A 23,181-nucleotide genomic window follows, 5' to 3' on the forward strand; every position below is an offset into this window, starting at 1 on the left:
GGCGTATCCGTAGGAAAAAAAGTGGCGATGCGCTTATTGCGAGCTGATGTCGGCATTCTCGCCGCTGCCGCCCGGCTGGCCATCTTTGCCCATGGAAACGATATCGTATTCGCCCTTGCTGCCAGGGGCACGGTACTGATAGGCATGGCCCCACGGGTCGAGGGGCACGGCCTTTTTCAGGTAGGGGCCGTTCCAGCGCGTGCCGGCCGTGGGCGGCGCGACCAGCAAGGCGGCCAGGCCTTCTTCCGTGGTGGGATAGCGTCCCACGTCGAGACGGTAGGTATCGAGCGACTTCTCGAACGCCTCGATCTGCGCCTTGGCCACCGTCACTTCGGACTTGCCCAGCTGGGCGAAATACTTGGGCCCCACATAGGCCGCCAGCAAGCCGATGATGACGATAACGACCAGCAATTCGAGCAAGGTAAACCCGCGCGCACCGCGCGCCGCTGCCAAATTCTGCCTGTGTGCTGCATGCATCCGGTAACTCCTTCTTGCCTACCTTCAATACATTGCGCCGCTGTGCGCCGCTGATGGCCACGCACGGACGGCACGCGCTTGCCCGATGCTTATCAGCCTACCATGCCGCTTATGGTTACGACAACCTTTTATTTGCATGGTGAACAACAAATTCCCGCGGAAACCATCCAGTGTGCGCGAAACTGCCACGGCGGCGCGCACGCCAGCAGGCATGGTCAATTACCCAACTATTTTCATTGCGGAAACTATCTACTTCTGGTTACTATTTCATAGCAAAAGATGAATTTTATTCATTCATTATTTGTAACTTTCAAATTAAATTTGAAAGAATATTGAACAATGGAATTGCCTCTTTTGCTATAGTAAAAATCAATTTTCTGGGCACTGGTCTTATCCGTCCGCACAGGAAAGAGCACCCAAGACGCAAAACATATTGCATCCGACATAAATCACCAAGGGAAAATTCATGACTCGTATTGTGCATTCGAAGGCCGCTTTCGCAGCAAGCCCCTTCTCCGCCAAGCAACTGGCCGGTGCCGCCATCCTGGCCCTGTCTGCCGCCTGCGCCCCCTCCGCTATCGCGGAAGTGATCAACTTTGACAACCTGGACAGCCAGTTCGTCGGCCATGGCGACGCCCTGGAATTCGGCAATTTCGTGCTGACGGGCGCATCCAACGTGCCAGGCGCCAGCTATGGCGACCTGGTCGGCGCGGTATTCGACGGCACGGACCCGGCCGCCTGCGGCATGGCGTGCCCGACCAACAATACGAGCAATTACTATGCCTCCCTCAACGACGGCGTCGTCTACCTCGACCCGCTGCGCGCCGGCGGCAGCGTCAGCCTGCAGGGCTTCGACGCCAGCTTCATCGGCTACGCCCAGGGCGTCAGCTACCCGGCCGTCGCCGGCCTGCTGCGCGTGCAGGGCTTTTACGCCAACGGCTCGTCCATCTATGAAACCTACCAGCTGGGCGGCCCCATCGGCGGCAACTTCCAGTTCCAGCACTACAACACCAGCGCCAGCTTCGGCAGCCAGCAGTTCGCGTCGCTGGCCTTCTTCGGCTTCACTTGCAACACGGCGGGCAGCTGCAGCGCCTTCAGCACCAACAAGGGACAGTTTGCGCTCGACAATATCGTCGCCTCGGTACCGGAGCCATCGACCTACGCGATGATGCTGCTGGGCCTGGCAAGCATCGGTTTCGCGGCGCGCCGCCGCCGGCAAGCCTGATCTTCCCATTCCGTTCCCGTTACCGTTACCAGGAAATCCCACATGACATTCCGTCCCGCTTTGCGTCCCATTTCGCTTGCCGTGCTGAGCCTGTTTGCCAGCCTGAGCTTCCAGGCCCACGCCGACGACCTGCGCCGCCCCTACATCGTGCAGCTCACCGATAAACCGATCGCCTCGTACGCCGGCACGGTGGAAGGCCTGGGCGCCACCCAGCCTGCCGACGGCGGCCGCCTCGACCTGGCCAGCGCGGAAGTGCAGCTGTACGGCGACTACCTCGAGCAGAAACAGGCTCGGGTACAAGCCCTCGTCGCCTCCGCCCCCGTGCAATACCAGTACAAAATCGTCCTCAACGGCTTTGCCGCCCTGCTGACCGACGCCGAAGTGCGCCAGCTGCAGGCGAGCGGCGAAGTGGCCAGCATCGCCCCCGACGAGCCGCGCGCCCTGCAAACGAACTACACGCCCACCTTCCTGGGCCTGGACCAGCCGGGCGGCCTGTGGAGCCAGCTGGGCGGCAAGCAGCACGCGGGCGAAGACATCATCATCGGCATCGTCGACGGCGGCGTGTGGCCGGAAAACCTGTCGTATGCGGACAAGGTCGATGCCAACGGCACGCCCACCTTCGATCCGAACGCCACCCTGGCCTATGGCGCCCCGCCTGCCGCCTGGAAAGGCACCTGCCAGACGGGCGAAGGCTTTACGCAAGACCATTGCAACAATAAGCTGATCGGCGCGCAATACTTCAATGCCGTGCGCCTGACGGAAACGGACAAGATCCAGCACTGGAGCGAATTCACCTCGCCGCGCGACTCCGTTGGCGACCCCAGCGGCGAAGGCGGCCACGGCACGCACACCTCGTCCACCGCCGGCGGCAACGCGGGCGTGCCCGTCACCGTGGCGGGCACGCCGCTGGGCGCCATTGCCGGCATCGCGCCGCGCGCCCGCCTGTCCGTCTACAAGGTATGCTGGTCCTACAACCTGGCCACCCAGGCCACGGGCGCGAAGAACGGCTGCTACGGCGGTGACAGCGTGGCGGCCATCGAAAAAGCCGTCCAGGATGGCGTGCACGTCATCAACTACTCGATCAGCGGCGGCGGCGCCGTCAACGATCCCGTCGAGCAAGCCTTCCTGCACGCGTCGAATGCGGGCGTCTTCGTTGCCGCGTCCGCGGGCAATGCGGGCCCGGCCAATACCGTGGCGCACGTCAGCCCCTGGATCACCACGGTCGCCGCCTCGACGCACAACCGCGCCAACCAGGCCACCGTCACCCTCGGCAATGGCGCCAAGTACACGGGCGCTTCGCTCAACTACAACCCGCTGCCCGGCACGGCGCTGATCCGCGCCCAGGATGCGGGCTTGCCCGGCGCCGATGCGCAGAAACTGGCCCTGTGCTACCGCGCCGGCGACAACGGCGGCGTGGCCCTGCTGGACCCGGCCAAGGTGGCCGGCAAGGTCGTCAGCTGCCTGCGCGGCACCACGGCGCGCACCGACAAGGGCGTGGCCGTGCTGGAAGCGGGCGGCGCCGGCATGGTGCTGGTCGACACGGGCCTGGGCCTGGTAGCAGACCCGCACGTGCTGCCGGCCGTGCACGTGAGCGCCGCCGATGGCGCCCTGATCAACGCCCAGGCACAGACGGGCGCGGCCACGGCCGCCATCTCGCACTTCGTCACCAATGGCAACGGCCCCGCCGCGCCCGTGGTGGCCGACTTCTCGTCGCGCGGCCCGAACCTGTTTGACGCCAACCTGCTCAAGCCCGACCTCACGGCGCCTGGCGTGGACATCCTGGCCGGCGGCACGCCTGCCCTGTCCCGCGCGCAGCGCGACGCCGTGCAGAATGGCAGCCTGGTGCCGGCGCAAGCCTACATCTTCCTGCAAGGCACGTCGATGGCCAGCCCGCACGTGGCCGGCCTGGCCGCCCTGCTGCGCCAGCAGCATCCGGACTGGAGCCCGGCCGCCATCAAGTCGGCCCTGATGACCACCGGCAGCACCACCCTGCCCGACGCCCAGGCGGGCGACGCGCGCGGCATCCTGCCATGGGGCCAGGGCGCCGGCCACGTGACGCCGAACAAGGCCACCGATCCTGGCCTCGTGTATGACGCCAACCTGGCCGACTACAAGAAATACATGTGCGGCGTCGGCATGACGGCGGAATGCGCGGGCGGCACCCTCGCCGGCTACAACCTGAACTTGCCGTCGATCACCATCGCCAACGTGCTGGGCACGCAAACGGTGACGCGCCGCGTCACCAACGTGGGCAGCAGCAGCGCCACCTACACGGCCAGCGCCTCGGTCAGCGGCTACAGCGTCGTGGTGGCACCGTCCAGCCTGGTGCTGGCGCCCGGCGAAACCAAGTCCTTCAACGTGACCCTGACGCGCACGACGGCGCCGGACAACGCCTGGCAATATGGCGCCCTCGTGTGGAGCGACGGCGTGCACACGGTACGCAGCCCCGTCACGGCACGCTCGGGCCGCGCCGTGCAGTCGCCGGCCCTGCTGCAGGCGGACAAGGTCAGCGGCCTGCGTTCGCTGACCCTGGCCACCGGCTTTGCCGGCAAGGTCGGCGCCGCCACGGGCGGCCTGAAGGAAGTCGTGCGCAGCGAGCAGACCGTGAACCAGGCCGCGCCTGGCAGCATGGAAACCGTGGCGCAGATGACGGCCGCGTGCAAGGCGGGCAGCAGCGGCGTGCGCGCCGTCAACGTCACCATTCCCGCCAACACGGTCGTGGCGCGCTTCGAAACCTTTGATCGCGACACCACCGCTGGCGCGGGCAATGACCTTGACCTGATGCTGCTCAACGGCGCCGGTACGGCCGTCGCCCTGTCGGCCACGGCCGGCTCGAACGAGACGATCACCGTGACCACCCCGGCAGCGGGCAACTACAAGGTGTGCGTGATCGGCTACGAGCTGGCCAATGGCGTGTCGACGGGCTTCGGCCTGTCGTCGGCCGTCGTCACGACCGCCGACAAGGGCGGCAACCTGAAGGCCACCCTGCCCAGCAAGGTGTATGTGGGCGGCAGCGCCACGGCCGGCGTCAGCTGGTCGGGGCTGGAAACGGGCAAGCGCTACGTGGGTGGCGTGGTCTTCCTTGATGGCAACAACGCGGCGGCCTCCACCACCGTGCTGTCGGTGGAAACCAACAACCCGCTGCCGCTGGCCGTCCCCAGCCAGCGCAGCGTGAAGACGGACATCAAGCTGTAAGGTTATCCGTCCTGGCAGCAACACGGCGCGCCCTGCGGGGCGCGTTTTTTTTTGCGCCGCCGATTCCAGGCGTAGAATCGGCATGGCAGGCGCAGCCCCACGCGCCCGGAAAGCATGCCATGCCATCACGACACTGGATACTCGCGGCCGTCGCCGGCGCAAGCGGCCTGGCCGGCGCCGTGCAGGCGCAGCCGCCCGCAGCGCAGGCGCGGCGTGCCTGCATCGTGCAACTGACGGATGCGCCGCTGGCGTCCTACCTGGGCGGCGTGCCCGGCCTGGCGCCCACCAGCGTCCCCGGCCAGCGCCTGGACACGGGCAGCGAAGCGGCGCGGCGCTACACGGCCTACCTGGAAGACAGGCAGCGCGCCGTGCTGGCACTGGTGGCGGAAGCGCCCGTGCAATACCGCTACACGGTCGCCCTGAATGGCTTTGCCGCCATGCTGACGCCGGACGAGGTGGCACGCCTGCGGGCCAGTCCGGACGTGGCGCAGGTGTCGTTCAGTACGCTCGAACACACGGACGGGGGCGGCGGCGAGCGGCAGGCGGCACCGCCGCCGCAGCGCTAGCGGCGGATCAACTGCAGCGCCATGCCGCGCGTGACGGCTTGGGTGCGGTTGCTCACGCCCAGCAATTTGTAAATGCGCTGCAGATGGCTTTTCACCGTCCAGCCGCTGATGCCGAGGATTTGCCCCACTTCCTCGTTACTTTTTCCCATGCTGACCCAGCGCAGCACTTCCAGCTCGCGCGGACTGGCCGCGCGCGCCGCGCCGGCCAGCGCCGGATGCCGGCTTTCCGGCAGCGCCAGCCAGTGCAGCTGCAGATACGGCAGCAGCAATTCCAGCAGGTAAGCCTGGCCCGCCGCGTCCGCCGCCGGCATGGCCAGCAGCGCGAACAGGCTGCCGCCGCCCGCCGTCATGTTGCCATGCACCAGGACCTGGTCCACGGCCAGCGCCCGCTGGCCGGCCGCGCGCCAGGCCCGCGCCAGGCGCGCCACCGTGCCATGGCAGGGGTCATTGATTTCCATCAACTCAGCATGCCCGAGCACGGCGCTATGCCACGCTTCGCTGCGCAGCACGGCGCCGTCGCTGCCCAGCTGCGCGCAGACGAGGATGGCGTGCGGCAGCAACGCCTGCAACGGCCCCTGGCTCCACAGGAAGAAGTCGCTGCGCGCGGCGATGCCATGCGCGCCGACGATGGCGTGCAGCAAATACTCCTGCTCCCGCGCCGTCAGCAGCATCAGGCGCAGGCGGCGCCGGGCGCCAGGTAACGGTAGCCGCTGCCGCGCACGGTTTCGATGTGGTGGCCGCAGCCGCCCGGCTGCAAGGCGTGGCGCAGGCGTCCCACGTGGGCGTCGACCGTGCGCTCGTCCAGGTAGGCGGCATGGCCCCATACCTGGTCGAGCAATTGCGCGCGGCTGTGCACGCGGCCGGGATGGTCCATCAGGAAATGCAGCAGCTTGAATTCCACCCGGCCCAGGTTCACGGGCACGTTGCCGGCCGTCACGCGCAAGGTGTGCGGATCGAGCCGCAGCGCCGCCTGGCCCGCCCCGCCCCGCTGCGGCGCGCGCCGGCGCAGCAGCGCGTGCACGCGGGCCAGCATTTCGCGGGGACCGAAGGGCTTGCACAGGTAATCGTCGGCGCCGCTTTCCAGCGCCAGCACCTTGTCCTGCTCGCTGTCGCGCGCGCTGGCCATGATGATGGGCAATTCGCCCAGCGCGCCATCCTGGCGCAGCTGGCGCAGCAACGCCAGGCCGCAGGCATCGGGCAAGGCCCACTCCAGCAGCAGCAAGTCGGGCGTGCGCGCCGCCAGCAGGGCCAGCGCGCCCCGTGCATCGACAGCGCAGCGGACACGGTAGCCGGCCCCTTCCAGGTTATGCAGCAGCAAGGCTTGCATGGCCGGCGCCGGGTCCAGCAGCAGAATATGAGCAGGCATCGATGCATCCTCCCGAAAAAGTTGGCGGTAGTCCGTCAAAAAACTAGACGGCTCGACAAGTTTTTTACTATGCATCAAGCGTAAAACGCTGACTAATACAATTTAGTTTCCAGATTTATAGGTATTGCGAATAAATAGGCAAAAAAAAGGCTATGTCACCATCAAGTGTGGGAACGCTCCCAACGTTGCCTTCAATAAGGTTTCTGGCGAGCGGATGCGTCCGGCATCGAGTATCCAGCGCCATCCCAGGTAGTTCGGCAGGTAGCGCGTGGCCACGCCGTGAAAAGGCCGCAGCCATTCCCGCAGGCGGCTGTGATAGGCGTTGACGTTCTGCACGTGGACGGCGCCCCGCACGCGGATGCCGGCGCGCAAGTTGACGGCCTGGTGGCTGATGCCCGCAGCGCGCGCGAAGGCCCGGTAGGCGGCATGGCCGTCCGTCACCAGCAAGACATCCTTGTCGATGACGGGAGACAAACAGTCATGCAACTGCGCCGTGGTCAGCGCGCCTTGTCCTGTGACGAACGCCAGGGTCTGTCCCGTGCGGTCGCGCGCCACGAGGATGCAGACTTGCTCACTAGAAATGCCGCGCTGGCGGGCATGGCCGCCCCGGCGGCGCGCCGGACGCGTCAGATGCCGCGCGCCCTTTTGCGATTCCAGTACATACAGTTCGTCGGCCTCGGCGATGCCATGCAGGCAATGCGGCCGGTCCGTTCTTGCCAGGGCTAAAAACCGGTGGCGCCAGCGGAAGGTGGTGTTGCGGTGCACGCCCAGCTGGCGCGCTGCCTGGCGCACGGAATCGGATGCCAGCAGGCAATCGGCATACGCCAGCCAGCGTTCCTTGTGGCGCAAGCGGGCCAGCGGCGTGCCGGTGAGCGCATTGAAGGTGCGCCCGCACGGTACGCAGCGGTAGCGCTGCAGCCCGTGGGCGTAGCCATGGCGGTGACAGTGTGACGCTTGGCAGGCGGGACAGCGCAAACGCTGCCGGGCCACGCTTTCGACCAGTGCCACGGCGGCATCCGGCGATGCGGCGCCGTGCAGCAAGGCGATACCCGCCAGGCGCTGGCGTTGGCTCAGATTGGCAAACTGGGCAATAAAACGTTTCCATTCTGCGGCTTGCATGAGGTGCTCCCATCTGGCTGGTCCACTCGGTTAGACCTCAGCCATACTGTGAGTTCCCCTACTTGTCGAGGACAGAGCCAAAAAAAACACAGCGGACCTGCGTCCGCTGTGTTCAAGCTGGAAAACGGCTCTTACGCCGGCGTGACGGGCTGGCGGCGGCGCAGGGCCAGGCCGATCAGCGCCAGGCCGCCCGTCAGCATCATCCATTCCGATGCTTCGGGCACGGCCGAGATCGAGGCGATGCTGGCGTAGGTGCTGCCGGCGATGCTGGCGGGCACGCCGCCATTGAGCGGCGTCAATTCGAACTGCAGCACGTTGCCATTCACATTGCCCAGGTAAGCCGTGCCCGTGGCGTCGAGCAAGCCCACGCCAAAGGTCGTGCCCGCATTGCCGGCCGTCGTCAGGAAATCGCCGCCAAAGACGATGTTGAAAGCAAACTTGCCGCCCAGGGTCACGTTGTGGAACCAGTCGTTGTAGGCACCGCTATTGCCGAAGGTCAAGGTGCCGGGCAGGCTGCCGCTGACGCTGCCCTCCTGCGATTCCAGCGCGCCGAACGCGCCCGAGAAGTTGCTCAGGGTGGCGCTGGCGCCCGGCGCGGGGCTGTTGCCGGCGATAAAGGCGAAATCGAGGAAGCCGGCGCCGGAAAACGTGCTCGTGTCGATTTCCACGTGATAGCTGAGCGGGTCCGCCAGCGCCACGCTGCCGCTGCCGGCGAGCAAGGCGGCCAGCACGGCGCGGCGCAGGGTGAGATTGAGTTTCGTAGTCAACATGATGAGGTCCTTAGAAGTTGCCGGCAAAGATGCTGGCCGAGTAGTTGATCGTCACTTTCGACGGATTGGTGAAACTGACGGCGAACGAGGCCGTCGCGCCTGGCGCCAGGCTGGCCGCGTTCACCGTGACATACGCAGCGCCCGCATGCGTGCCGCTGGCATTGGCCAGGGTGACGCCGGCCGGCAGGCCGCCGAAAACCACCTGGAACGGGCCGTTCAGGGCGCTGCTGCCCGTGTTGGTAAAGGCAAACGTGCCCGTGTACTTCTGCGTCGTGCGGTTGAACGTCAGGCCCGAGCTGGCGACCGAGACGGCGGCCGTGATGTCGCGGTAGGCGGGTTGCAGGTCCAGGCTGATGACGACGGGATCGTGGTCCGAGGCGCGGTACGGCGAGGCTGTGTACAGGTCCTGCGGCTTGGCCGGGTCGATGTTGTAGTCGATCACTTCCGGCTCGTCCGCATTCACATGCCACTCGGCCACGCCGGCCACTTGCGGGCTCAGCGAGGCGCTGGCCAGCGCATGGTCGAGGTAGCCGCTCAGGCCGCCGAACACGTAGGAGTACGGCATGCCGGACGGCCGCACGAAGCGCTCCAGTTCATTGACGAAGCCGGCGCCCGTGATGACCTGGATCGGGTCTTCCGCGCCATACGAATTGAGGTCGCCGATGACCAGCACGTCCGCATCCCCGGCCGCCGCGGCCACCTGCGGCACGAAGCTGCCCACCAGGCGCTGCGCCTGCTGCACGCGGGTGGCGTTCCAGCAGCTCTGGCTGTCGTTGTTGTCCGCGTCGGCGCCTGCGCCGGACGGGCAGCTGCCCTTCGACTTCATGTGGTTGACGATCAGCGAGAATTTCTCGCCGTTCGCCGCCTTGAAGGTTTGCGCCATCGGCGGACGGTTGTTGATGGCATTCGCGTCCGACAGGGCGCCGCCCACGAGGCCCAGGCGGGCCGGCTTGTAGATCATGGCCACGCGGATGGCGTCCGTGCCCGTGGCGGCCGGTTTCGGCACCACGGCGTAGGTGACGCCGCCGATGGCCGCGTTGAGCTGCTCGACCAGGTAGGTGACGGCCGTTTCGCCATTGTTCTGGATTTCCATCAGGCCCACCACGTCCGCATCGATGGCTTTCAGTTCGGCCACGATCTTGTCGCGCTGGCGCACGAACTCGGCCAGGTTGTCGGCGCCGCGGCAATTGCTCTTACTGGTCGACGAGCCCACGGTGCAGCCCTGTCCCGTCTGGCCAAAGACGTTGTTGCCATTCGTAAAGGTCGTGAAGAAATTGAGCACGTTGGCGCTGGCCACTTTCACGTTACCCGCAGGCAGTTCCGGCCGGTCCGTGCGCGGATTGTCGCGCGAGAACTGCGGCGCCTGCGTCGGCTGCAGCTTGTAGGTGGCACCGCCGCCGCCGATGGCGCCGAAGTCCACCACGCCCGTCAGGTCGGAGACGGTGTCGCCGCTGCGCACGGTGCCATCCTGGCCCAGATACGGGATCGTTGTCGGCGTGACGAAGATGCCATCATCGAGCACGATCAGGTTGTTCGCATTGGCCGCGATCAAGGCCTGCGCCTCGGCGGAGCCGGCCGGATGACGGTTGGTCGGCACTTCGCGCCGTCCCGCCGACAGGGTCAGTTCGCCGCGCGCGCCCAGGTAGGCGTTCTGCGACACGGTCAGGGGCTGCGTGAAGCGCACCAGCATGCCTTCCACGGCGCCCAGGTTATCGTTCGGCAAGGTCACGTTCGTCGGCACGACGCTATGGCCCGCGCTTTGCGTGAGGATGGCCGTCACGTCCTTCAATTCCGTGTAGGAATTTTTCGCGCCCGTGGGCGTGTACTCGAATACCGTGCCCGTCACGCGCACCAGTTCGCCCGGCTGCACCGTGGTGGCCGTGCTGCCCGTGTAGACGAAGATGCCGTCCGACGTCGACGGGTCGCCATCGCCCGCCGCATCCTGGATGAAGAAGCCGGTGCCCACTTTCAGGGTCACCACTCCCTCCGTCGTCTGCACGGAATTGGCGTAGGGACTGGCGGCGCCGCTGCCCTGGATTTGCGGGATCGTGTGGCTGACGGCGGCCAGGCCCTGCACGGCGACATCGATCTTGCAGCTGGCGCTCTGCTGCTGGTCGTTGCTGAAATTCACGGTGACGGGGTAGTTTCCAGCAGGCACGCCAGCGGCCACGAGCAGGCTGACCGTCGCGCTCTCGCCGGCCACGCCGGCGGCGCTGAAATTGGCCAGGCTGATGCCGGCCACGGCAGGCGAAGCCAGGCTGGCGGCATTCACTACGCCATCGACGTCGGAGGCGCGCAGCACGGCGCTGCCGCCATTGCCGGCCGCCAGGGCCAGGCTGGCGGGGCAGCTGGTGACGATCTGGTGCACGACGGGGCCGCCGCACACATGGCGCTCGGAAGCCGTATTGCGCGGCGTCACGCTGCCGGCGGCGAAGTCGGCGCCGTTGTCGTCCGTGTCGCTGCAGCCGCCATTGGCGCGCAGGATGGAGAGGGTATTCGATGGCGCGGGCGCCACACTGCCTTCAAAGCCATTGGCCGTGCCGAAGCCCACCAGGTCGATGACGGACGCGCCTGTGGGGCTGGCGCCCGTCTGCGCCGTCTTGCTATTGCTCAACAACACCTTGCCTGCCGTGCCCGACATGGCCAGACTGCCGCTGGCGTCCGGCGTCGGCAGAGCTGCCGTGCCGCCCGTGCCCTTCGCTTGCTGGACCAGCAAATACTGGCCAGGTTGCAGATCGATAGCCGGCAAGGCCGTCACGGCCCAGGTGGTACCTGCGGCGGACGCGTATTGCACGCTCCAGTTGCCCACGTTCACGGGACTGGCGCCGCGGTTGAACAGTTCGATGAAGTCGTTGGTGTACAGGGCGCCCGTATTGCCGCCACCGCCATAGACCTGGCTGATGACGATGTCGGAAGCGGCCAGTGCCGGCACGGACAGGCTGGCCAGCAAGGTGGCCATGACGGTCAGGCGCAGGGGCGTGCGCAGGGGAGAAAGCGAGGTGTGCATGAGTATCCCGGTCGGTAAATGAATGGCGCCGGCCTGTCATGCCGGCCGGCGCGCCACAATTAACAAAAGTATTTCAAACTTGTTATTTGCATATTAAAGCCCCTGGATGACGACTTGATGACATTTGATTAAGCCGAATGGAGTAAGGGGCGTGCCGGCGCCGCTTTTTCGACATCTGTAAAGCGTATTTTTTTGGCAACAGAGCGCTTGGGGCTACGCGCGAAAAAGACGCCAACAGGAAAAATGTGATATATTTCAGGCAAATAAGTTTTGTTCCTGATAACAACAATCAGCGTACCGCAACGATACCGTCACAATGAGAGCAGGCCCCAGCCTCGCGTGCCTCGTGGAATGCCCATCCGGCCATGCAGCAGAAATTGCATTATCGGTAGCAAACATTAACCGCATCGCGAACGGACAGCGCAACAGCGCGGCGTTCCGCTACATTTTGAAGAGATAAACCATGTTAAAACCACGCACCCCCTACTCTGTTCTCGGCACAGCCCTGGCGGCAGCCCTCTTCCTGACGGCAGGCATGGCGCAGGCACAGGCGACCGCGGCGCAGGCCGACAACAACAGCAAGCGCTGCGAGGCGGCGAATGCGGATGGCAGGGGCAAGGCGGGCGAATTCAATCCGGACAGTTCCAGCAGCGCCTGCAGCCTGGCGAATGGCTTCGTCAACTTTGGCGCGCGCAGCAACGACGGCGTCGGCGCGACGCCGGAATTCGGCACGGGCGAATCGGACCAGGTACTGCGCGCACCGGCCTTCTCGGGCAATAACCACCGCCTGGCCAACGCCCTGGGCCAGTCCGCCGATGCGGGCTACGGCGCCGGCCCTACCCTGCTGGCCAGCACCGGCGAACACCATTTCGGCAGCCGCGACTTTGTCTACGCACAGGAAGAGCCCCCGATCGAAGGCCGCGGCTACCAGGCTGGCCGCGCCCTGGCCAGCAATGACGTCTATGCGCCGCTGCTGACCTCATCGGGTGGCGACGTCCTGCCGCCCGCTGGCGGCGGCGGTGTAGGCGGCGGCGGGGCCGGCGGCGGCTTCGACAGCAGTGGCGGCGGATCGATCAATCCAGGCGGCAATGGCGGCGTGGTCCCCCCGATCCCTGCCGTGCCGGAACCGGAGACCTATGCCATGCTGCTGGCAGGCTTGGGACTGCTGAGCTGGATCGGACGCCGCCGGCGTACCGGCCAGGCATAAAAAAATGGCTCTTGCGAGCCATTTTTTTCGTCCTCCTTGGCGGGATCAGCGCCGGAAAGCCGCATATGGCGCGGCCAGCGGGTCGCCAATAAAAAGGCCTTGCGCCGGCCAGGAGACGCTGCCCCAGTACGCTTCGAGCGCCGTCATGCCGCTCAGGTAGCGGCGCAGCAGCACCGTGGGATTGGGAAATTTCTGCCAATAATTGCACGGCTCGCTGACCGTGCCGTAACTGGCGGTCGCGCCCGCTTCGAGCCAGCGCTGGCTGCTCATCTGCGACGTCCCCTGCAAGTCGCCGCCGAACGAGGTCAGGTGGTCGGCCAGGGCGCCCGGCAGGAAGTGCAAGGTGTCGAGCTTGTCCACCTTCGCCATGCCCGTCTGGTACACCATGACGTCCTGCGCGCCTTCCAGCACATCGGCCTTCATGTTCTTGATCGTCAGCTTGCGCTGGCGCACCACGCCGGTCGGCGGGAAGAATGGCGCGCGGCTGTTGCGCGCCCCTTCGCTGGTGCTCAGGTAATAGGCGCTGGCGGCAGGCACGGCAAAGCCGCTGGCCGTGCCGCGGTCGACGACCGCCTTGGCCTCCTCGACATAGTCGATGGGCAGCAGCATAGACAAGCGCATGCCCAGCTGGCTGAACGGCTGGCCGGTATTGCTGTTGAAATAGGTGCTGGCCTTGCCCGGATTACACGTCTTCGCGCATTGCCCGGCGTCGTAGCCCAGGGTGTAGGCGGAGGTGATCGAATTGCATTCGACGGCATACGGCGCGCTCCACACCATGAGCACGGCCTGGATGCCGGGCTTGAGCTGGCCGTCGATGCGCTCCTTCAGCTGCGCGAACTGATCCATGCTCAGCTTGCGCGGCCGGTTCGGAATGTGCACGTGCACGACGTTGGCGGCAGGGATGGCATGGGCCTGGCGGTAATACTCGCCCACCTCGATGCTGTTCGGCTCAGCGTCGTTGATGACGATGGCCAGTTGTGCCGGCTGCAAGCCGGGCGGGACGGCGGATTCGGCGCCATGGGCGAGCGTGGCCAGCAGTGCCAGCGGCAGACAGAGTGAAATACGCAATGGGATACCGTGGCAGGAGACAGTTGCGATTGATCAAAATGGCCGCCAGGCGGCCACCCGTATTGGCAACAATTATAGCCGCGAAAGCTGCACAAAAAAAAACGGAGGCCGCGGCCTCCGTGATGTGTGCGCCAGCGGCGGGCGTCAGGCCTGGAACTTGCGGCGGCGCGCCACGAAGCCCAGCAGGCCGAAACCTGCCAGCAGCATGGCATAGGTTTCCGGCTCGGGCACGGGGTTGACGGCCACGTTGCCGCTGTAGCTGCCGCCGGCGGCGGATGCCACGTAACCGTTCACTTCCAGGAAGTAGTTGCCGGCAGCCAGGGGCGCCGCATTCGACGACAGGGTCCATGCCTGGTCGGCCGCCGTGAAGTTCAGCAAGTCCAGCGTGCCCTGCAGGACGACGCCGCCCGCGTTTTTCAGGCTGAATCCCGTCAAGGTCAAGCCCGAGTTCTGGCTCGGCTTCAAGGACGTGGCCAGGCCGCTGAAATCATTGCTGCCCGTCAAGGTGAAGAGGAACTTGTCGCTGAAGAAATTATGCTCCACGCCGGCCAGCTGGCCCGGCGCCAGCGTAAACGAACCGAACAGATTGCTGCCCGAATAATCGAGCAAGTCCTGCGTCAGGTCGACGGGGGCGTGGCTGATGTCCACGGGGGCGGCGTGCGCGGCCAGGCTGCTGCCGGCCAGCATGACTGCCAGGAACAGGGATTTCAGAATGTTGTTCATACGTTTCACCAAAAAGACAGCAGCCGGCGCGAGCTGGCCGCAGGATAAGAATGCGGAAAGGGAAAACTGTCGCAAGGCTCAGGCAGCGGACTGGCGGCGGCGCGCCAGCAAGCCCAGCAGGCCCAGGCCGCCCAGCAGCATGCCGTAGCTGGCCGGCTCGGGCACGGCCGACACGAGGCTGCCGTTGCCGCTGAAGGTCGCGCCCGCGCCCGACACGAGGTTGCCGCTGACCTTGACGTAATAGGAACCGGCCGCCAGATTGGCAAACGACAAGGTCCACTTGTCATCCTTGCCCGTCAATACTTGCGTACCCTGCAGCAAGCTGTGATTGCTGCTGTCGTACAGGCCCAGGCCCGTCAGGTTGAGGCCATTTGCCGCGCTCGTGCTGGTCGACGTGACCACCAGGCTCAGGCTGCTCGGCTGCGTCACGTTGAACGTGAAGTGATCGTTGAAAAAATTGCCTTTGTTGCTCGCTTTAAACTTGTCGCCAAAGGTCAGCGATCCGCCACTGGCCAGCGTCACGGCGCTGGGCAGGGAGCTGATGTCGACGACGGCAGCGGCCGCAGCCTGGGAAAACAGGGCGGCGCCAGCCAGCGCCAGGGCGGCCACTAGCGAACGGGTATTTTTTTTCATGCGACTCCACCAGACGTAATGGCAGGCAAGACCTAGCCTGCGCGTTGAATTATTTAACCGACAGCAATGATAGCATAAAGCAATTTATTTTCTTATTTTTTATTTAATAAATAGTTTCTTTATGGCATCATGTTTCCTGCCCTGTCATTACCGTGGCAGCGGCAAACATAGTAAAGATATAATATCTCCCAACGACAACGAGACTGGACGACGTGGAGAGTGGGGACCGCATGACAATCTGGGCAGCATTGAAGGCTGACACTTACCGGCTGGCCGGCCGCAGCAGCTGGGGCCTGACATTCAAGGAAATCCTGCGCAGCAGGGCCTTCCGCGTCGTCGCGACGGCCCGCCTGTGCCAGGCGGTATCGCAGGCGGGCCGCGCCTGGCGCGTGTTCATGCCCGTTTGCAAGCTGCTGCACCGCCATGCGGCAAACCGGGCCGGCGTGGACTTTCCCTGGTCCGCCCGGATCGGCGCCGGCTTTGCCCTCACCCATGGCTGGGGCATGGTCATGAGCCCGGGCGCCATCATCGGCCGCAATGTCACGCTGTTCCATGGCGTGACGCTGGGCCGGCGCGACCGCATCGCCAAGGATGGGCAACGCGTCATCGGCTACCCGACCCTGGAGGACGAGGTGTGGGTAGGGCCGCACGCCATCATCACGGGCGGCATCACCATCGGGCGCGGCAGCCGCATCGGCGGCGGCGCCGTCGTCACGGAAGACATCCCGCCGTACTCCATCGTGGTGGGCAATCCGGGCAAGGTGGTCAAGAGCGGCTGCACCCCCGACGTCATGCATCCCGTGCCCTGACGCTCACGCCCGCTGATAGGCATCGGCATAGCGCACGATGTCGTCCTCCCCCAGGTAGCTGCCCGTCTGCACTTCGATCAGGTGCAGGGGCAGCTTGCCAGGATTTTCCAGGCGATGCGTCATGCCGATGGGAATATAGGTCGATTCGTTTTCCGTCAGTAAGCTGACGCTCTCGCCGCAGGTCACGCGGGCCGTGCCGCGCACGACCACCCAGTGCTCGGCGCGGTGATGGTGCATCTGCAGCGACAGCTGTCCCCCGGGATTGACGACGATGCGCTTGACCTGGAAGCGCTCGCCCGCGTCGATGCCTTCGTAACTGCCCCAGGGACGGTACACGAGGCGGTGCTGCAGGTGCTCCGTGCGTTCGTGGCGCGCCAGGTAGTCCACCACCTGCTTCACCCGCTGCACCTGGTCGCGATGCGCCACCAGCACGGCATCGTCCGTCTCGACGATCACCAGGTCGTCCACGCCCAGGACAGCCAGCATGCGGCTGCCGGCCCGCACCAGGCAATTGCGCGCGCCGTCGAGATACACGTCGCCGCGCACGACATTGCCCTGCTCGTCCTGGGGCAGGACTTCCCACAGGGCCGACCAGGAGCCGATGTCGCTCCAGCCGATGGCGGCGGGCACGACGACGGCGCTGTGCGTGTGCTCCATCACAGCATGGTCGAGCGAGACGCTGCGGCAGCGGGCAAAGGCGGCCGGCTCCAGGCGGAAAAAGTCCAGGTCGCGGCTGCCGTGCGCGACGGCCTGCTCGCACGCTGCCAGCAGGTCCGGTTCCAGCGCCCGCAGTTCGCGCAGGCAGGCGGCGGCGCGGAACAGGAACATGCCGCTGTTCCACAGGTAGCGCTCGTCGGCCAGAAAGGCGCGGGCCGTCGGCAGGTCCGGCTTTTCCACGAAGCGCTCCACCTGCCGCCCGTGCGCCGATCCGGGCAGGGGTGCGCCGGCAAGGATATAGCCGTAGCCCGTTTCGGCGGCCGTCGGCAGGATGCCAAACGTGGCCAGCGCTCCCGCCGCGGCCAGCGGGGCCGCCTGCGCAATCGCCTGGTGAAACGCGGCCACATCGCCCACCTGATGGTCGGCCGGCAAGACCAGCATGAGTGCCTCGGCATCGTGCGCCAGCAGATACTGCGCGGCCGCCGCCACGGCCGCCGCCGTGTTGCGCCCCTGTGGTTCGAGCACGATGCCCAGCGGCGCCACGCCCGCCTGGCGCAGCTGCTCCGCCACCATGAAGCGGTGCTCGCTGCCGCAGACGAGCAGCGGCGGCATGGCGTGCAGCGCGACATCGTCCAGGTCGCGCACGCGCTGCACGGTATCCTGCAGCAGCGTCTGCCGCGATACCAGCGGCAGCAGCTGTTTCGGCAGCGCCTGGCGCGACAAGGGCCACAGGCGGCTGCCGGAGCCCCCCGACAAGATCACTGGATAGATGTTCATGTCGGGGCTCCTGGTTATTTAACGACGCGCAATTCCATGGGGGCATCGGCGCGCCGGCGGTTGCGCCGGTCGCGGGCATTCGCCCAGGCGTCGGGGTCGTACTGCGACGCATGCCGCATCTCGCCGGCCCGGTCGACGCTGTAATCCTTGAAGACGATCATTTCATCGAGCACCACGCCCGGCAGCACGCGCGTGTACTCGAACAGCACGCTGCGCACCACTTCAGCGCCCGCGCAGACGTGGCTGCCGTGGCCGATCCAGGTCGGGCCGACAATCGTCGCACCCGCCTCGATGCGGCTGCCCGAACCGATGTACACGGGGCCCTCGATGCGCGTGCCGCCGCTCCAGTCGATGCTGGTATTCAAGCCCACCCACAGGCCGTCGTCGATCTGGATACCGGGCACGTCCAGCTGGGCCACTTCGCCCATCAGCACGCTTTGCAGCACTTCCCAGTAATCCTTGACGCTGCCGATATCGATCCAGTTGTAGTTGCGCTTTTGCGCATAGAAAGGCAAGCCCTTCTCGACCAGCAGGGGAAACAGTTCCGAGCCGATGTCGAACGGCCGGTCACTGGGGATCAGGTCCAGCACTTCCGGCTCGAAAATATAGATGCCCGTGCTGACGCAATTGGACAGCGCCTCGCCCCGTGCCGGCTTTTCCTGGAAGGCGCGGATGCGGCCGTCGTCGTCGCTGACGACCACGCCATAGCTCGACACCTTGTCCCACGGCACTTCCAGCGTGACGACGGATGCCAGCGCCCCCTTGCGGCGGTGCTCGAACAGGGCCGACTTGATGTCGAGGTCGATCAAGGCATCGCCGCACAGCACGATCGTCGTCTCGTCAAAAAAGTGCCCGAACTCCTGGATCTTCTTCATGCCGCCTGCCGATCCCAGCGGCTCGGGCACGACTTCGCCCGCGTCATTCGTGTAGCCTTCGAAGGAGTAGCCGATCTGCACGCCGAACTGATGCCCTTCGCCGAAATACTCCTCGATTTTTTCATGCAGGTAACTGACATTGACCATGATTTCGGTAATGCCGTAGCGGGACAGATGCTCGACCAGGTAAGCCATCACGGGCTTGCCCAGGATGGGTATCATCGGTTTCGGTAAATCATAGGTCAGGGGGCGCACGCGGGTGCCCTTGCCTGCAGCCAGTATCATCGCTTTCATCGTCGGTCGCTTTCCATCGTTGTTGGGGTGGATGCGGCGTCCGGCGGGGAGTTCGCCAGCCGTCGGCCGTCTTGCCGGCGCATGGGCGGCGCTGTCTCTGTCCGCCCTGTGCGCCGGTCCAGTCCTCTTTCAGCCTGTCCCTTGCATGCCTTGCCTGCTCTTACGCCAATTCCTTGTCCAGCTGCGCCACGATGCGCTGCGCGGCCTGGCCATCCCACAGATCCGGACGGCGGCCCAGCTTGCCTTCGCCGCGCAGTACCTTGCGCGCCTCGGCCACGATGCGCAGCGGGTCCGTGCCGGCCAGGACATTGCTGCCCTCGTCGACGGTGACGGGACGCTCCGTGTTTTCGCGGATGGTAATGCATGGCACGCCCAGCGCCGTGGTTTCTTCCTGCAGGCCGCCGCTGTCGGTCAGCACCAGCGCCGCATCCTTCCACAGGTCGAGGAAGGCCATGTAGCCTTGCGGGCCCACCAGCGTGACGTTCGGCCCCAGGTCGATGCCGAACTTGTCCAGGTTGGCGCGCGTGCGCGGATGCACGGGAAAGATCAGGGGCAGGTCGGCGGCGATCTCGACCAGCGCGCCGGCCACCTTGCGCATGTCTTGCGCGCTGTCGACATTGCTGGGACGGTGCAGGGTCACCACGCCATAGCGGGTGCCGGCACCGCTGTGCGCCGCCTTGAAGGCCGACGTTTCAAATTGCTGCGGCGACTCGCGGCCCAGTTTTTCAGCCTGGTACAGCACGTTGTCGACCATCACATGGCCCACGTAATGGATGGCGGCATCGGCCTTGCCTTCGCGCCGCAGATGCTCGACGGCGCTCGGTTCCGTGACGAAGAACCAGTCCGAAATGCTGTCCGTCACGAGACGGTTGATTTCTTCCGGCATGCCCATGTCGCCGCTGCGCAGGCCCGCTTCCACGTGCGCCACGGGAATACCCAGTTTTTTGGCCGCGATGGAACAGGCCAGCGTGGAATTGACGTCGCCCACCACCAGCACGGCGGCCGGGCGCTCGGCCTGGCACAGCTGCTCGAAGGCCAGCATGATCTTGCCCGTCTGTTCCGCGTGCGTGCCGCCGCCGGCCGCCATGAAGACGTCCGGTTCGGGAATGCCCAGCTCTTCAAAGAACACGTCGTTCATCTCGCGGTCGTAGTGCTGGCCCGTATGGATGATCTTGAACGCCAGGCGCGGGTGGCCCTGCAGCGCGCGCACGATGGGCGCGATCTTCATGAAATTGGGCCGCGCGCCGGCCACCAGGTAGATGGTCTTCATGATGCCTGCTCCTGTCCGGTGCGCCAGTAGCGGTCCACCAGCTCGCGCGTGTTGCGGATATTGCCGCGGCTGGAAGCGCCAAAGACGATCGATTCGATGTTCGGCTGCTGGCACACCCACTCGATCGCTTCTTCCGGCGCAATGGCGCCCGAGGCGAAGACAGACATGGCGATGGCGCGGAACTTGCGGTCGCGCAAGGCGCTCTGGTAGGCATCGAAGCCGCCGGACATGCGGAAGCCCACCTTGTTGATGTTCGAGCAGACGATGGGGTTGTCGATGCCCAGTTCCTCCAGCACGTCGAGCAGCTTGGGCAGGTTCATGGTGATGAAGCCGGGCTCGGCGTTGTAGCGCTTGCGCACGTGATTGGCGAAAATCAAAAAGGCATCCTTGAAGCCCAGGCCCAGCAGCAGGTCGACCACCACGTTCTGCAGGAAGATCACGGGCGTGTTCAGGCCGGCGAACATCTTCATTTCCGCATCCACCAGCAAGGTGATGATGCCTTCGATATCCTTGGTCGCCAAGGCCTTACCGCCACGAAATGCGGCGTTCAGGAAGCCTTCGTCGGGCGTGAAACGCCTGAGCGCACCCATGATGCCGTCTTCCGTGACGGCATTGGCATATTTGTGGGCATACGGCATGCAAGGCATGAATTTGAAATCCTTGTAGCGCACCGGGTCGGCACGCATGTGATCGCACACCTGCGCGATACGGTCATGGGTCGTGCACATGAAGGATTTCACTCCTTCATCGTAGGCATTATCGAGCACGCCGATAACGGCCTTGATATCCTGAAAACGCATGGCCTGGGCCCGTGCTTTTTCCTCCGACATATGATTTACACCGAAGAACTGATTATCACCAAATAACAAACGATCGAGTTGATCCATTTCCTGCTCCATTCATATTTCGTATCGAAATCCAGCTGCGCGGCCTGTCAGCGGCCGAAAAAGAAGCCTTTTTTCTTCTTTGGCTGTTCCGGCAAGGCATCGCCGGACAGTACGCCAGGTCCTTTTTCCGCATCGGCGATCAGCATCGAGATGACGCGGTCGGTGGCCAGCGCGGAAGCGAAGGAGTTCACGTTGTCGTCCGCGCGCTTGTCAACGATGCAACGGACGAAATAGTCGAGCTGCGCGGAATACTCTTCGCCGCGCAGGTAAAAGTCGACCGGTTCCGTCAATTCCGTCGTGTTGCGCACGGTCCAGCCTTCGCGGTAGCCTTCCGGCGCGCCGCTGGCGTCGCGCAGGTAGACCTGGATTTCCTGGCGGTCGGCGGCGATGCGCCCGTTCTTGCCCCACACGCTGACCTTCGTCGTCATCTTGCGGTAGGACTCGTCGCTCCAGTTGACGGACAGCTGGGCGCTCTTGCCATCGGCGTAATACAGGGTGGAAAACACTTCGTCGTCCGTATCGGCCGAGAATATCTTGTTGAGGACGGAGCCGCCCACGCCGCGCGGCGCGCCGAAATACCAGTTCAGCAGGTTCAGCGGATGGGCCGCGTAGTCGTACAGGCAGCCGCCGCCTTCCGAACGCTGGGTACGCCATGTGGAGCCCTTCGGCTTCAGCACCACCGGGCCATAGGCTTCGGCCAGCATGTGCGTCACCTCGCCGATCACGCCCAGGTCGAGCAGGCGCTTGACTTCCTGGAAGGCGCCGACGAAACGGTAGTGGTAGCCAACCTGGTTGACGAGGCCCTTCTCCGCAGCCAGGCGCGTGGCCTGCTCGCCTTCCTCCGTGTCGAGGCAGAACGGCTTTTCGCAAAATACGTGCAGATTCTTGTTCAGCGCGGCCAGCACCATCTTGCCGTGCATGCTGGACGGCGTGGCGATGATGACGGCATCGAGTTCCAGCTCGTCGAGCATGACGTCGAAGTCCGTATAGGTCTTCACGCCCGTATATTTGCCCAGGATGTCGAGCATGTAGCCGGTGGCATCGCAAACGGCCGCCAGCTTGACGCCGGGGTGTGCATTGATCATGGAGTGGTGGGACAAGCCCATCTTGCCCAGGCCTACTACTGCGAGGCGTATCATATTATCTTGTCCTTTAGCGCTGCCGGGACGACGGGGCCTGTGCCGCCATCGCCCGGATATTGTTAATCAAATATTATCCACCCACGAGCTGCCGCTTCACCAGGTCATACGCGGCGCGGCCCTTTTCCAGCAGGCTGCGGTTCGGCGGCTGCTGCGTGGCGCTGTCCAGGTAGGCCAGCGCCTGCGCCGCCGTCAGGTCCGGCCAGTGCTCGAAGGCACCCGCCTCCAGCAGGTGGCGGTCGACGTCGAGCAAGGCATCCTGGTAGACGGAAATGGTGGGGATGCCCAGCACTGCCATCTCGCGCGTCATGGTGCCGCCGGCGCCGATGAACAGGTCGCAATCGGGCGCGATGTCGGCGATGTCCAGCGCCGTCGTCACCACGCGCACGCCGGCAAACCTGGGGTCCTGGTAATGCACGCCCTGCTCTTTTCCACGTGGCAACAAGACGATGTCGACGCGGTCTTTCATGCCCAACAGCAACTCATCGAGGAAATTGCGGCTGCCCTTGTAATACTGGGCCGTCCACGGTTCCGGGCGGATATACACGACGGGCCGCGCCCGTCCCGCGCGCGGGTTTGCCGCCCCGGCGCCCAGGCGCTGGTCCAGTTCCCACAGATAAATTCCTTCCTTGACGCCCGGATAATGCAGGACCTTGCGCGGATTGGCCCATTGCTTCTTCAGCTTTTCCATGCCGAGGAATTCCGGCACCATGATGCTGTCGGCAAACAGGAACGCGGGAATATTTCCCACGGCATGCTCGTTGTCATTCATGTAGATGGAGCGGATGCCCATCAGCCGGGCCACCACGGGCAGATGGAAGGAACTCTGGCCGATCGCCACGTCGACCTTCTTGCCCCGAAGAAAACGCCACAGCTGGTAGACACGCACGGGAAAGCCGAACAGCTTGGCCGACAGCTTGCCGCCGTAGTGCTTGCCCACCACCGTATATTGGAAGCCGTGCAGGTTCAGCAGCTCGACCGTGTTGGCCAGCGGCCGGCACGTGATGAGCACTTCGTGTTCGCGTTCCAGTTCGCGGATCATGGCCGCGAACATATTGATGTGCGGCGAGTTGGTCAGTTCAAACCAGATACGCATGAATTACCCTTGCAACGATAA

At 64.9% G+C, this 23,181-nt stretch carries 20 protein-coding genes; 5 read left to right on the forward strand and 15 right to left on the reverse strand.

Annotated elements, in window-relative coordinates; translation table 11 throughout:
* Positions 1-33 precede the first annotated feature (33 nt).
* On the reverse strand, positions 34-477 hold the full coding sequence (gene gspG, locus AC07VL_RS18305) for a type II secretion system major pseudopilin GspG (RefSeq protein WP_290604703.1): 444 nt from the start codon (positions 475-477) through the stop codon (positions 34-36).
* Positions 478-943: 466 nt separating this feature from the next.
* Here gspG and AC07VL_RS18310 point away from each other — a divergent pair, with 466 nt between their 5' ends.
* The 3 genes from AC07VL_RS18310 to AC07VL_RS18320 all read left to right on the forward strand — a co-directional run bounded on the left by AC07VL_RS18310 (position 944) and on the right by AC07VL_RS18320 (position 5,463).
* Entirely contained in the window at positions 944-1,702 is a 759-nt protein-coding gene (locus AC07VL_RS18310; protein WP_494807102.1) for an NF038120 family PEP-CTERM protein, read from the forward strand.
* Positions 1,703-1,744: 42 nt separating this feature from the next.
* Positions 1,745-4,897, forward strand: coding sequence for a S8 family serine peptidase (locus AC07VL_RS18315; protein ID WP_494807103.1), 3,153 nt, complete (start codon positions 1,745-1,747; stop codon positions 4,895-4,897).
* A 119-nt stretch (positions 4,898-5,016) separates the two neighbouring features.
* Positions 5,017-5,463 carry a protease inhibitor I9 family protein gene (locus AC07VL_RS18320; RefSeq protein WP_494807104.1) on the forward strand — a complete coding sequence of 149 codons (447 nt, stop codon included), beginning with the start codon at positions 5,017-5,019 and terminating at the stop codon, positions 5,461-5,463.
* Here AC07VL_RS18320 and AC07VL_RS18325 read toward each other — a convergent pair.
* The 5 genes from AC07VL_RS18325 to AC07VL_RS18345 all read right to left on the reverse strand — a co-directional run bounded on the left by AC07VL_RS18325 (position 5,460) and on the right by AC07VL_RS18345 (position 11,725).
* The gene (locus AC07VL_RS18325; RefSeq protein ID WP_494807105.1) at positions 5,460-6,134 is read right to left on the reverse strand and encodes a LuxR C-terminal-related transcriptional regulator; all 675 of its coding nucleotides are present in this window, start codon (positions 6,132-6,134) and stop codon (positions 5,460-5,462) included. The two genes, AC07VL_RS18320 and AC07VL_RS18325, sit on opposite strands and share 4 nt — an antisense overlap.
* On the reverse strand, positions 6,134-6,829 hold the full coding sequence (locus AC07VL_RS18330) for a winged helix-turn-helix domain-containing protein (protein ID WP_494807106.1): 696 nt from the start codon (positions 6,827-6,829) through the stop codon (positions 6,134-6,136). The genes AC07VL_RS18325 and AC07VL_RS18330 overlap by 1 nt, the downstream gene beginning before the upstream one ends.
* 150 nt (positions 6,830-6,979) lie before the next feature.
* Entirely contained in the window at positions 6,980-7,948 is a 969-nt protein-coding gene (locus tag AC07VL_RS18335; RefSeq protein ID WP_494807107.1) for an IS1595 family transposase, read from the reverse strand.
* A gap of 131 nt (positions 7,949-8,079) precedes the next feature.
* A complete protein-coding gene (locus tag AC07VL_RS18340; protein ID WP_494807108.1) occupies positions 8,080-8,718 on the reverse strand; it encodes an NF038129 family PEP-CTERM protein in 639 nt (212 codons plus the stop codon).
* A 10-nt stretch (positions 8,719-8,728) separates the two neighbouring features.
* A complete protein-coding gene (locus tag AC07VL_RS18345; protein ID WP_494807109.1) occupies positions 8,729-11,725 on the reverse strand; it encodes an ExeM/NucH family extracellular endonuclease in 2,997 nt (998 codons plus the stop codon).
* Between the two features lie 463 nt (positions 11,726-12,188).
* Here AC07VL_RS18345 and AC07VL_RS18350 point away from each other — a divergent pair, with 463 nt between their 5' ends.
* Entirely contained in the window at positions 12,189-12,932 is a 744-nt protein-coding gene (locus AC07VL_RS18350) for a PEP-CTERM sorting domain-containing protein (protein ID WP_494807110.1), read from the forward strand.
* 45 nt (positions 12,933-12,977) lie between these two features.
* Here AC07VL_RS18350 and AC07VL_RS18355 read toward each other — a convergent pair whose 3' ends face one another.
* The 3 genes from AC07VL_RS18355 to AC07VL_RS18365 form a co-directional block, all read right to left on the reverse strand.
* On the reverse strand, positions 12,978-14,000 hold the full coding sequence (locus tag AC07VL_RS18355; RefSeq protein ID WP_494807111.1) for a TIGR03790 family protein: 1,023 nt from the start codon (positions 13,998-14,000) through the stop codon (positions 12,978-12,980).
* A 144-nt stretch (positions 14,001-14,144) separates the two neighbouring features.
* Positions 14,145-14,723, reverse strand: a complete 579-nt coding sequence (locus AC07VL_RS18360) for an FxDxF family PEP-CTERM protein (protein WP_494807112.1) — start codon at positions 14,721-14,723, stop codon at positions 14,145-14,147.
* Between the two features lie 78 nt (positions 14,724-14,801).
* The gene (locus AC07VL_RS18365) at positions 14,802-15,356 is read right to left on the reverse strand and encodes an FxDxF family PEP-CTERM protein (protein WP_494807113.1); all 555 of its coding nucleotides are present in this window, start codon (positions 15,354-15,356) and stop codon (positions 14,802-14,804) included.
* Positions 15,357-15,586: 230 nt separating this feature from the next.
* On the opposite strand from AC07VL_RS18365, the gene AC07VL_RS18370 reads away from it, so the two are divergent.
* Complete coding sequence (locus AC07VL_RS18370; protein WP_494807114.1) at positions 15,587-16,165, forward strand: LbetaH domain-containing protein; 579 nt, start codon at positions 15,587-15,589, stop codon at positions 16,163-16,165.
* Positions 16,166-16,168: 3 nt separating this feature from the next.
* On the opposite strand, the gene AC07VL_RS18375 is transcribed toward AC07VL_RS18370, so the two are convergent.
* The 6 genes from AC07VL_RS18375 to AC07VL_RS18400 all read right to left on the reverse strand — a co-directional run bounded on the left by AC07VL_RS18375 (position 16,169) and on the right by AC07VL_RS18400 (position 23,160).
* Positions 16,169-17,599 carry a mannose-1-phosphate guanylyltransferase/mannose-6-phosphate isomerase gene (locus AC07VL_RS18375; protein WP_494807115.1) on the reverse strand — a complete coding sequence of 477 codons (1,431 nt, stop codon included), beginning with the start codon at positions 17,597-17,599 and terminating at the stop codon, positions 16,169-16,171.
* Between the two features lie 14 nt (positions 17,600-17,613).
* The gene (locus tag AC07VL_RS18380) at positions 17,614-18,768 is read right to left on the reverse strand and encodes a nucleotidyltransferase family protein (protein ID WP_494807116.1); all 1,155 of its coding nucleotides are present in this window, start codon (positions 18,766-18,768) and stop codon (positions 17,614-17,616) included.
* Between the two features lie 160 nt (positions 18,769-18,928).
* Positions 18,929-20,038, reverse strand: a complete 1,110-nt coding sequence (gene wecB, locus AC07VL_RS18385) for a non-hydrolyzing UDP-N-acetylglucosamine 2-epimerase (protein WP_494807117.1) — start codon at positions 20,036-20,038, stop codon at positions 18,929-18,931.
* On the reverse strand, positions 20,035-20,838 hold the full coding sequence (locus AC07VL_RS18390) for a hypothetical protein (protein ID WP_290606055.1): 804 nt from the start codon (positions 20,836-20,838) through the stop codon (positions 20,035-20,037). Before AC07VL_RS18390 ends, wecB begins: the two co-directional genes overlap by 4 nt.
* A 134-nt stretch (positions 20,839-20,972) precedes the next feature.
* Positions 20,973-22,064 carry a Gfo/Idh/MocA family protein gene (locus tag AC07VL_RS18395; protein ID WP_494807118.1) on the reverse strand — a complete coding sequence of 364 codons (1,092 nt, stop codon included), beginning with the start codon at positions 22,062-22,064 and terminating at the stop codon, positions 20,973-20,975.
* 73 nt (positions 22,065-22,137) lie between these two features.
* The gene (locus AC07VL_RS18400; RefSeq protein ID WP_494807119.1) at positions 22,138-23,160 is read right to left on the reverse strand and encodes a DUF354 domain-containing protein; all 1,023 of its coding nucleotides are present in this window, start codon (positions 23,158-23,160) and stop codon (positions 22,138-22,140) included.
* Positions 23,161-23,181 lie beyond the last annotated feature (21 nt).

The organism is Janthinobacterium sp. GW821-FHT03C08, assembly GCF_059420905.1.

Bases quoted from the DNA above. Each gene is read 5' to 3' on its own strand.
- AC07VL_RS18335 (WP_494807107.1), bottom strand. From the start codon at position 7,948: ATGCAAGCCGCAGAATGGAAACGTTTTATTGCCCAGTTTGCCAATCTG.
- AC07VL_RS18360 (WP_494807112.1), bottom strand. From the start codon at position 14,723: ATGAACAACATTCTGAAATCCCTGTTCCTGGCAGTCATGCTGGCCGGC.
- AC07VL_RS18390 (WP_290606055.1), bottom strand. From the start codon at position 20,838: ATGCGTTTTCAGGATATCAAGGCCGTTATCGGCGTGCTCGATAATGCC.
- AC07VL_RS18375 (WP_494807115.1), bottom strand. From the start codon at position 17,599: ATGAACATCTATCCAGTGATCTTGTCGGGGGGCTCCGGCAGCCGCCTG.
- AC07VL_RS18340 (WP_494807108.1), bottom strand. From the start codon at position 8,718: ATGTTGACTACGAAACTCAATCTCACCCTGCGCCGCGCCGTGCTGGCC.
- AC07VL_RS18380 (WP_494807116.1), bottom strand. From the start codon at position 18,768: ATGAAAGCGATGATACTGGCTGCAGGCAAGGGCACCCGCGTGCGCCCC.
- AC07VL_RS18370 (WP_494807114.1), top strand. From the start codon at position 15,587: ATGACAATCTGGGCAGCATTGAAGGCTGACACTTACCGGCTGGCCGGC.
- AC07VL_RS18365 (WP_494807113.1), bottom strand. From the start codon at position 15,356: ATGAAAAAAAATACCCGTTCGCTAGTGGCCGCCCTGGCGCTGGCTGGC.
- AC07VL_RS18325 (WP_494807105.1), bottom strand. From the start codon at position 6,134: ATGCTGCTGACGGCGCGGGAGCAGGAGTATTTGCTGCACGCCATCGTC.
- AC07VL_RS18350 (WP_494807110.1), top strand. From the start codon at position 12,189: ATGTTAAAACCACGCACCCCCTACTCTGTTCTCGGCACAGCCCTGGCG.
- wecB (WP_494807117.1), bottom strand. From the start codon at position 20,038: ATGAAGACCATCTACCTGGTGGCCGGCGCGCGGCCCAATTTCATGAAG.
- AC07VL_RS18315 (WP_494807103.1), top strand. From the start codon at position 1,745: ATGACATTCCGTCCCGCTTTGCGTCCCATTTCGCTTGCCGTGCTGAGC.
- gspG (WP_290604703.1), bottom strand. From the start codon at position 477: ATGCATGCAGCACACAGGCAGAATTTGGCAGCGGCGCGCGGTGCGCGC.
- AC07VL_RS18330 (WP_494807106.1), bottom strand. From the start codon at position 6,829: ATGCCTGCTCATATTCTGCTGCTGGACCCGGCGCCGGCCATGCAAGCC.
- AC07VL_RS18395 (WP_494807118.1), bottom strand. From the start codon at position 22,064: ATGATACGCCTCGCAGTAGTAGGCCTGGGCAAGATGGGCTTGTCCCAC.
- AC07VL_RS18345 (WP_494807109.1), bottom strand. From the start codon at position 11,725: ATGCACACCTCGCTTTCTCCCCTGCGCACGCCCCTGCGCCTGACCGTC.
- AC07VL_RS18320 (WP_494807104.1), top strand. From the start codon at position 5,017: ATGCCATCACGACACTGGATACTCGCGGCCGTCGCCGGCGCAAGCGGC.
- AC07VL_RS18400 (WP_494807119.1), bottom strand. From the start codon at position 23,160: ATGCGTATCTGGTTTGAACTGACCAACTCGCCGCACATCAATATGTTC.
- AC07VL_RS18310 (WP_494807102.1), top strand. From the start codon at position 944: ATGACTCGTATTGTGCATTCGAAGGCCGCTTTCGCAGCAAGCCCCTTC.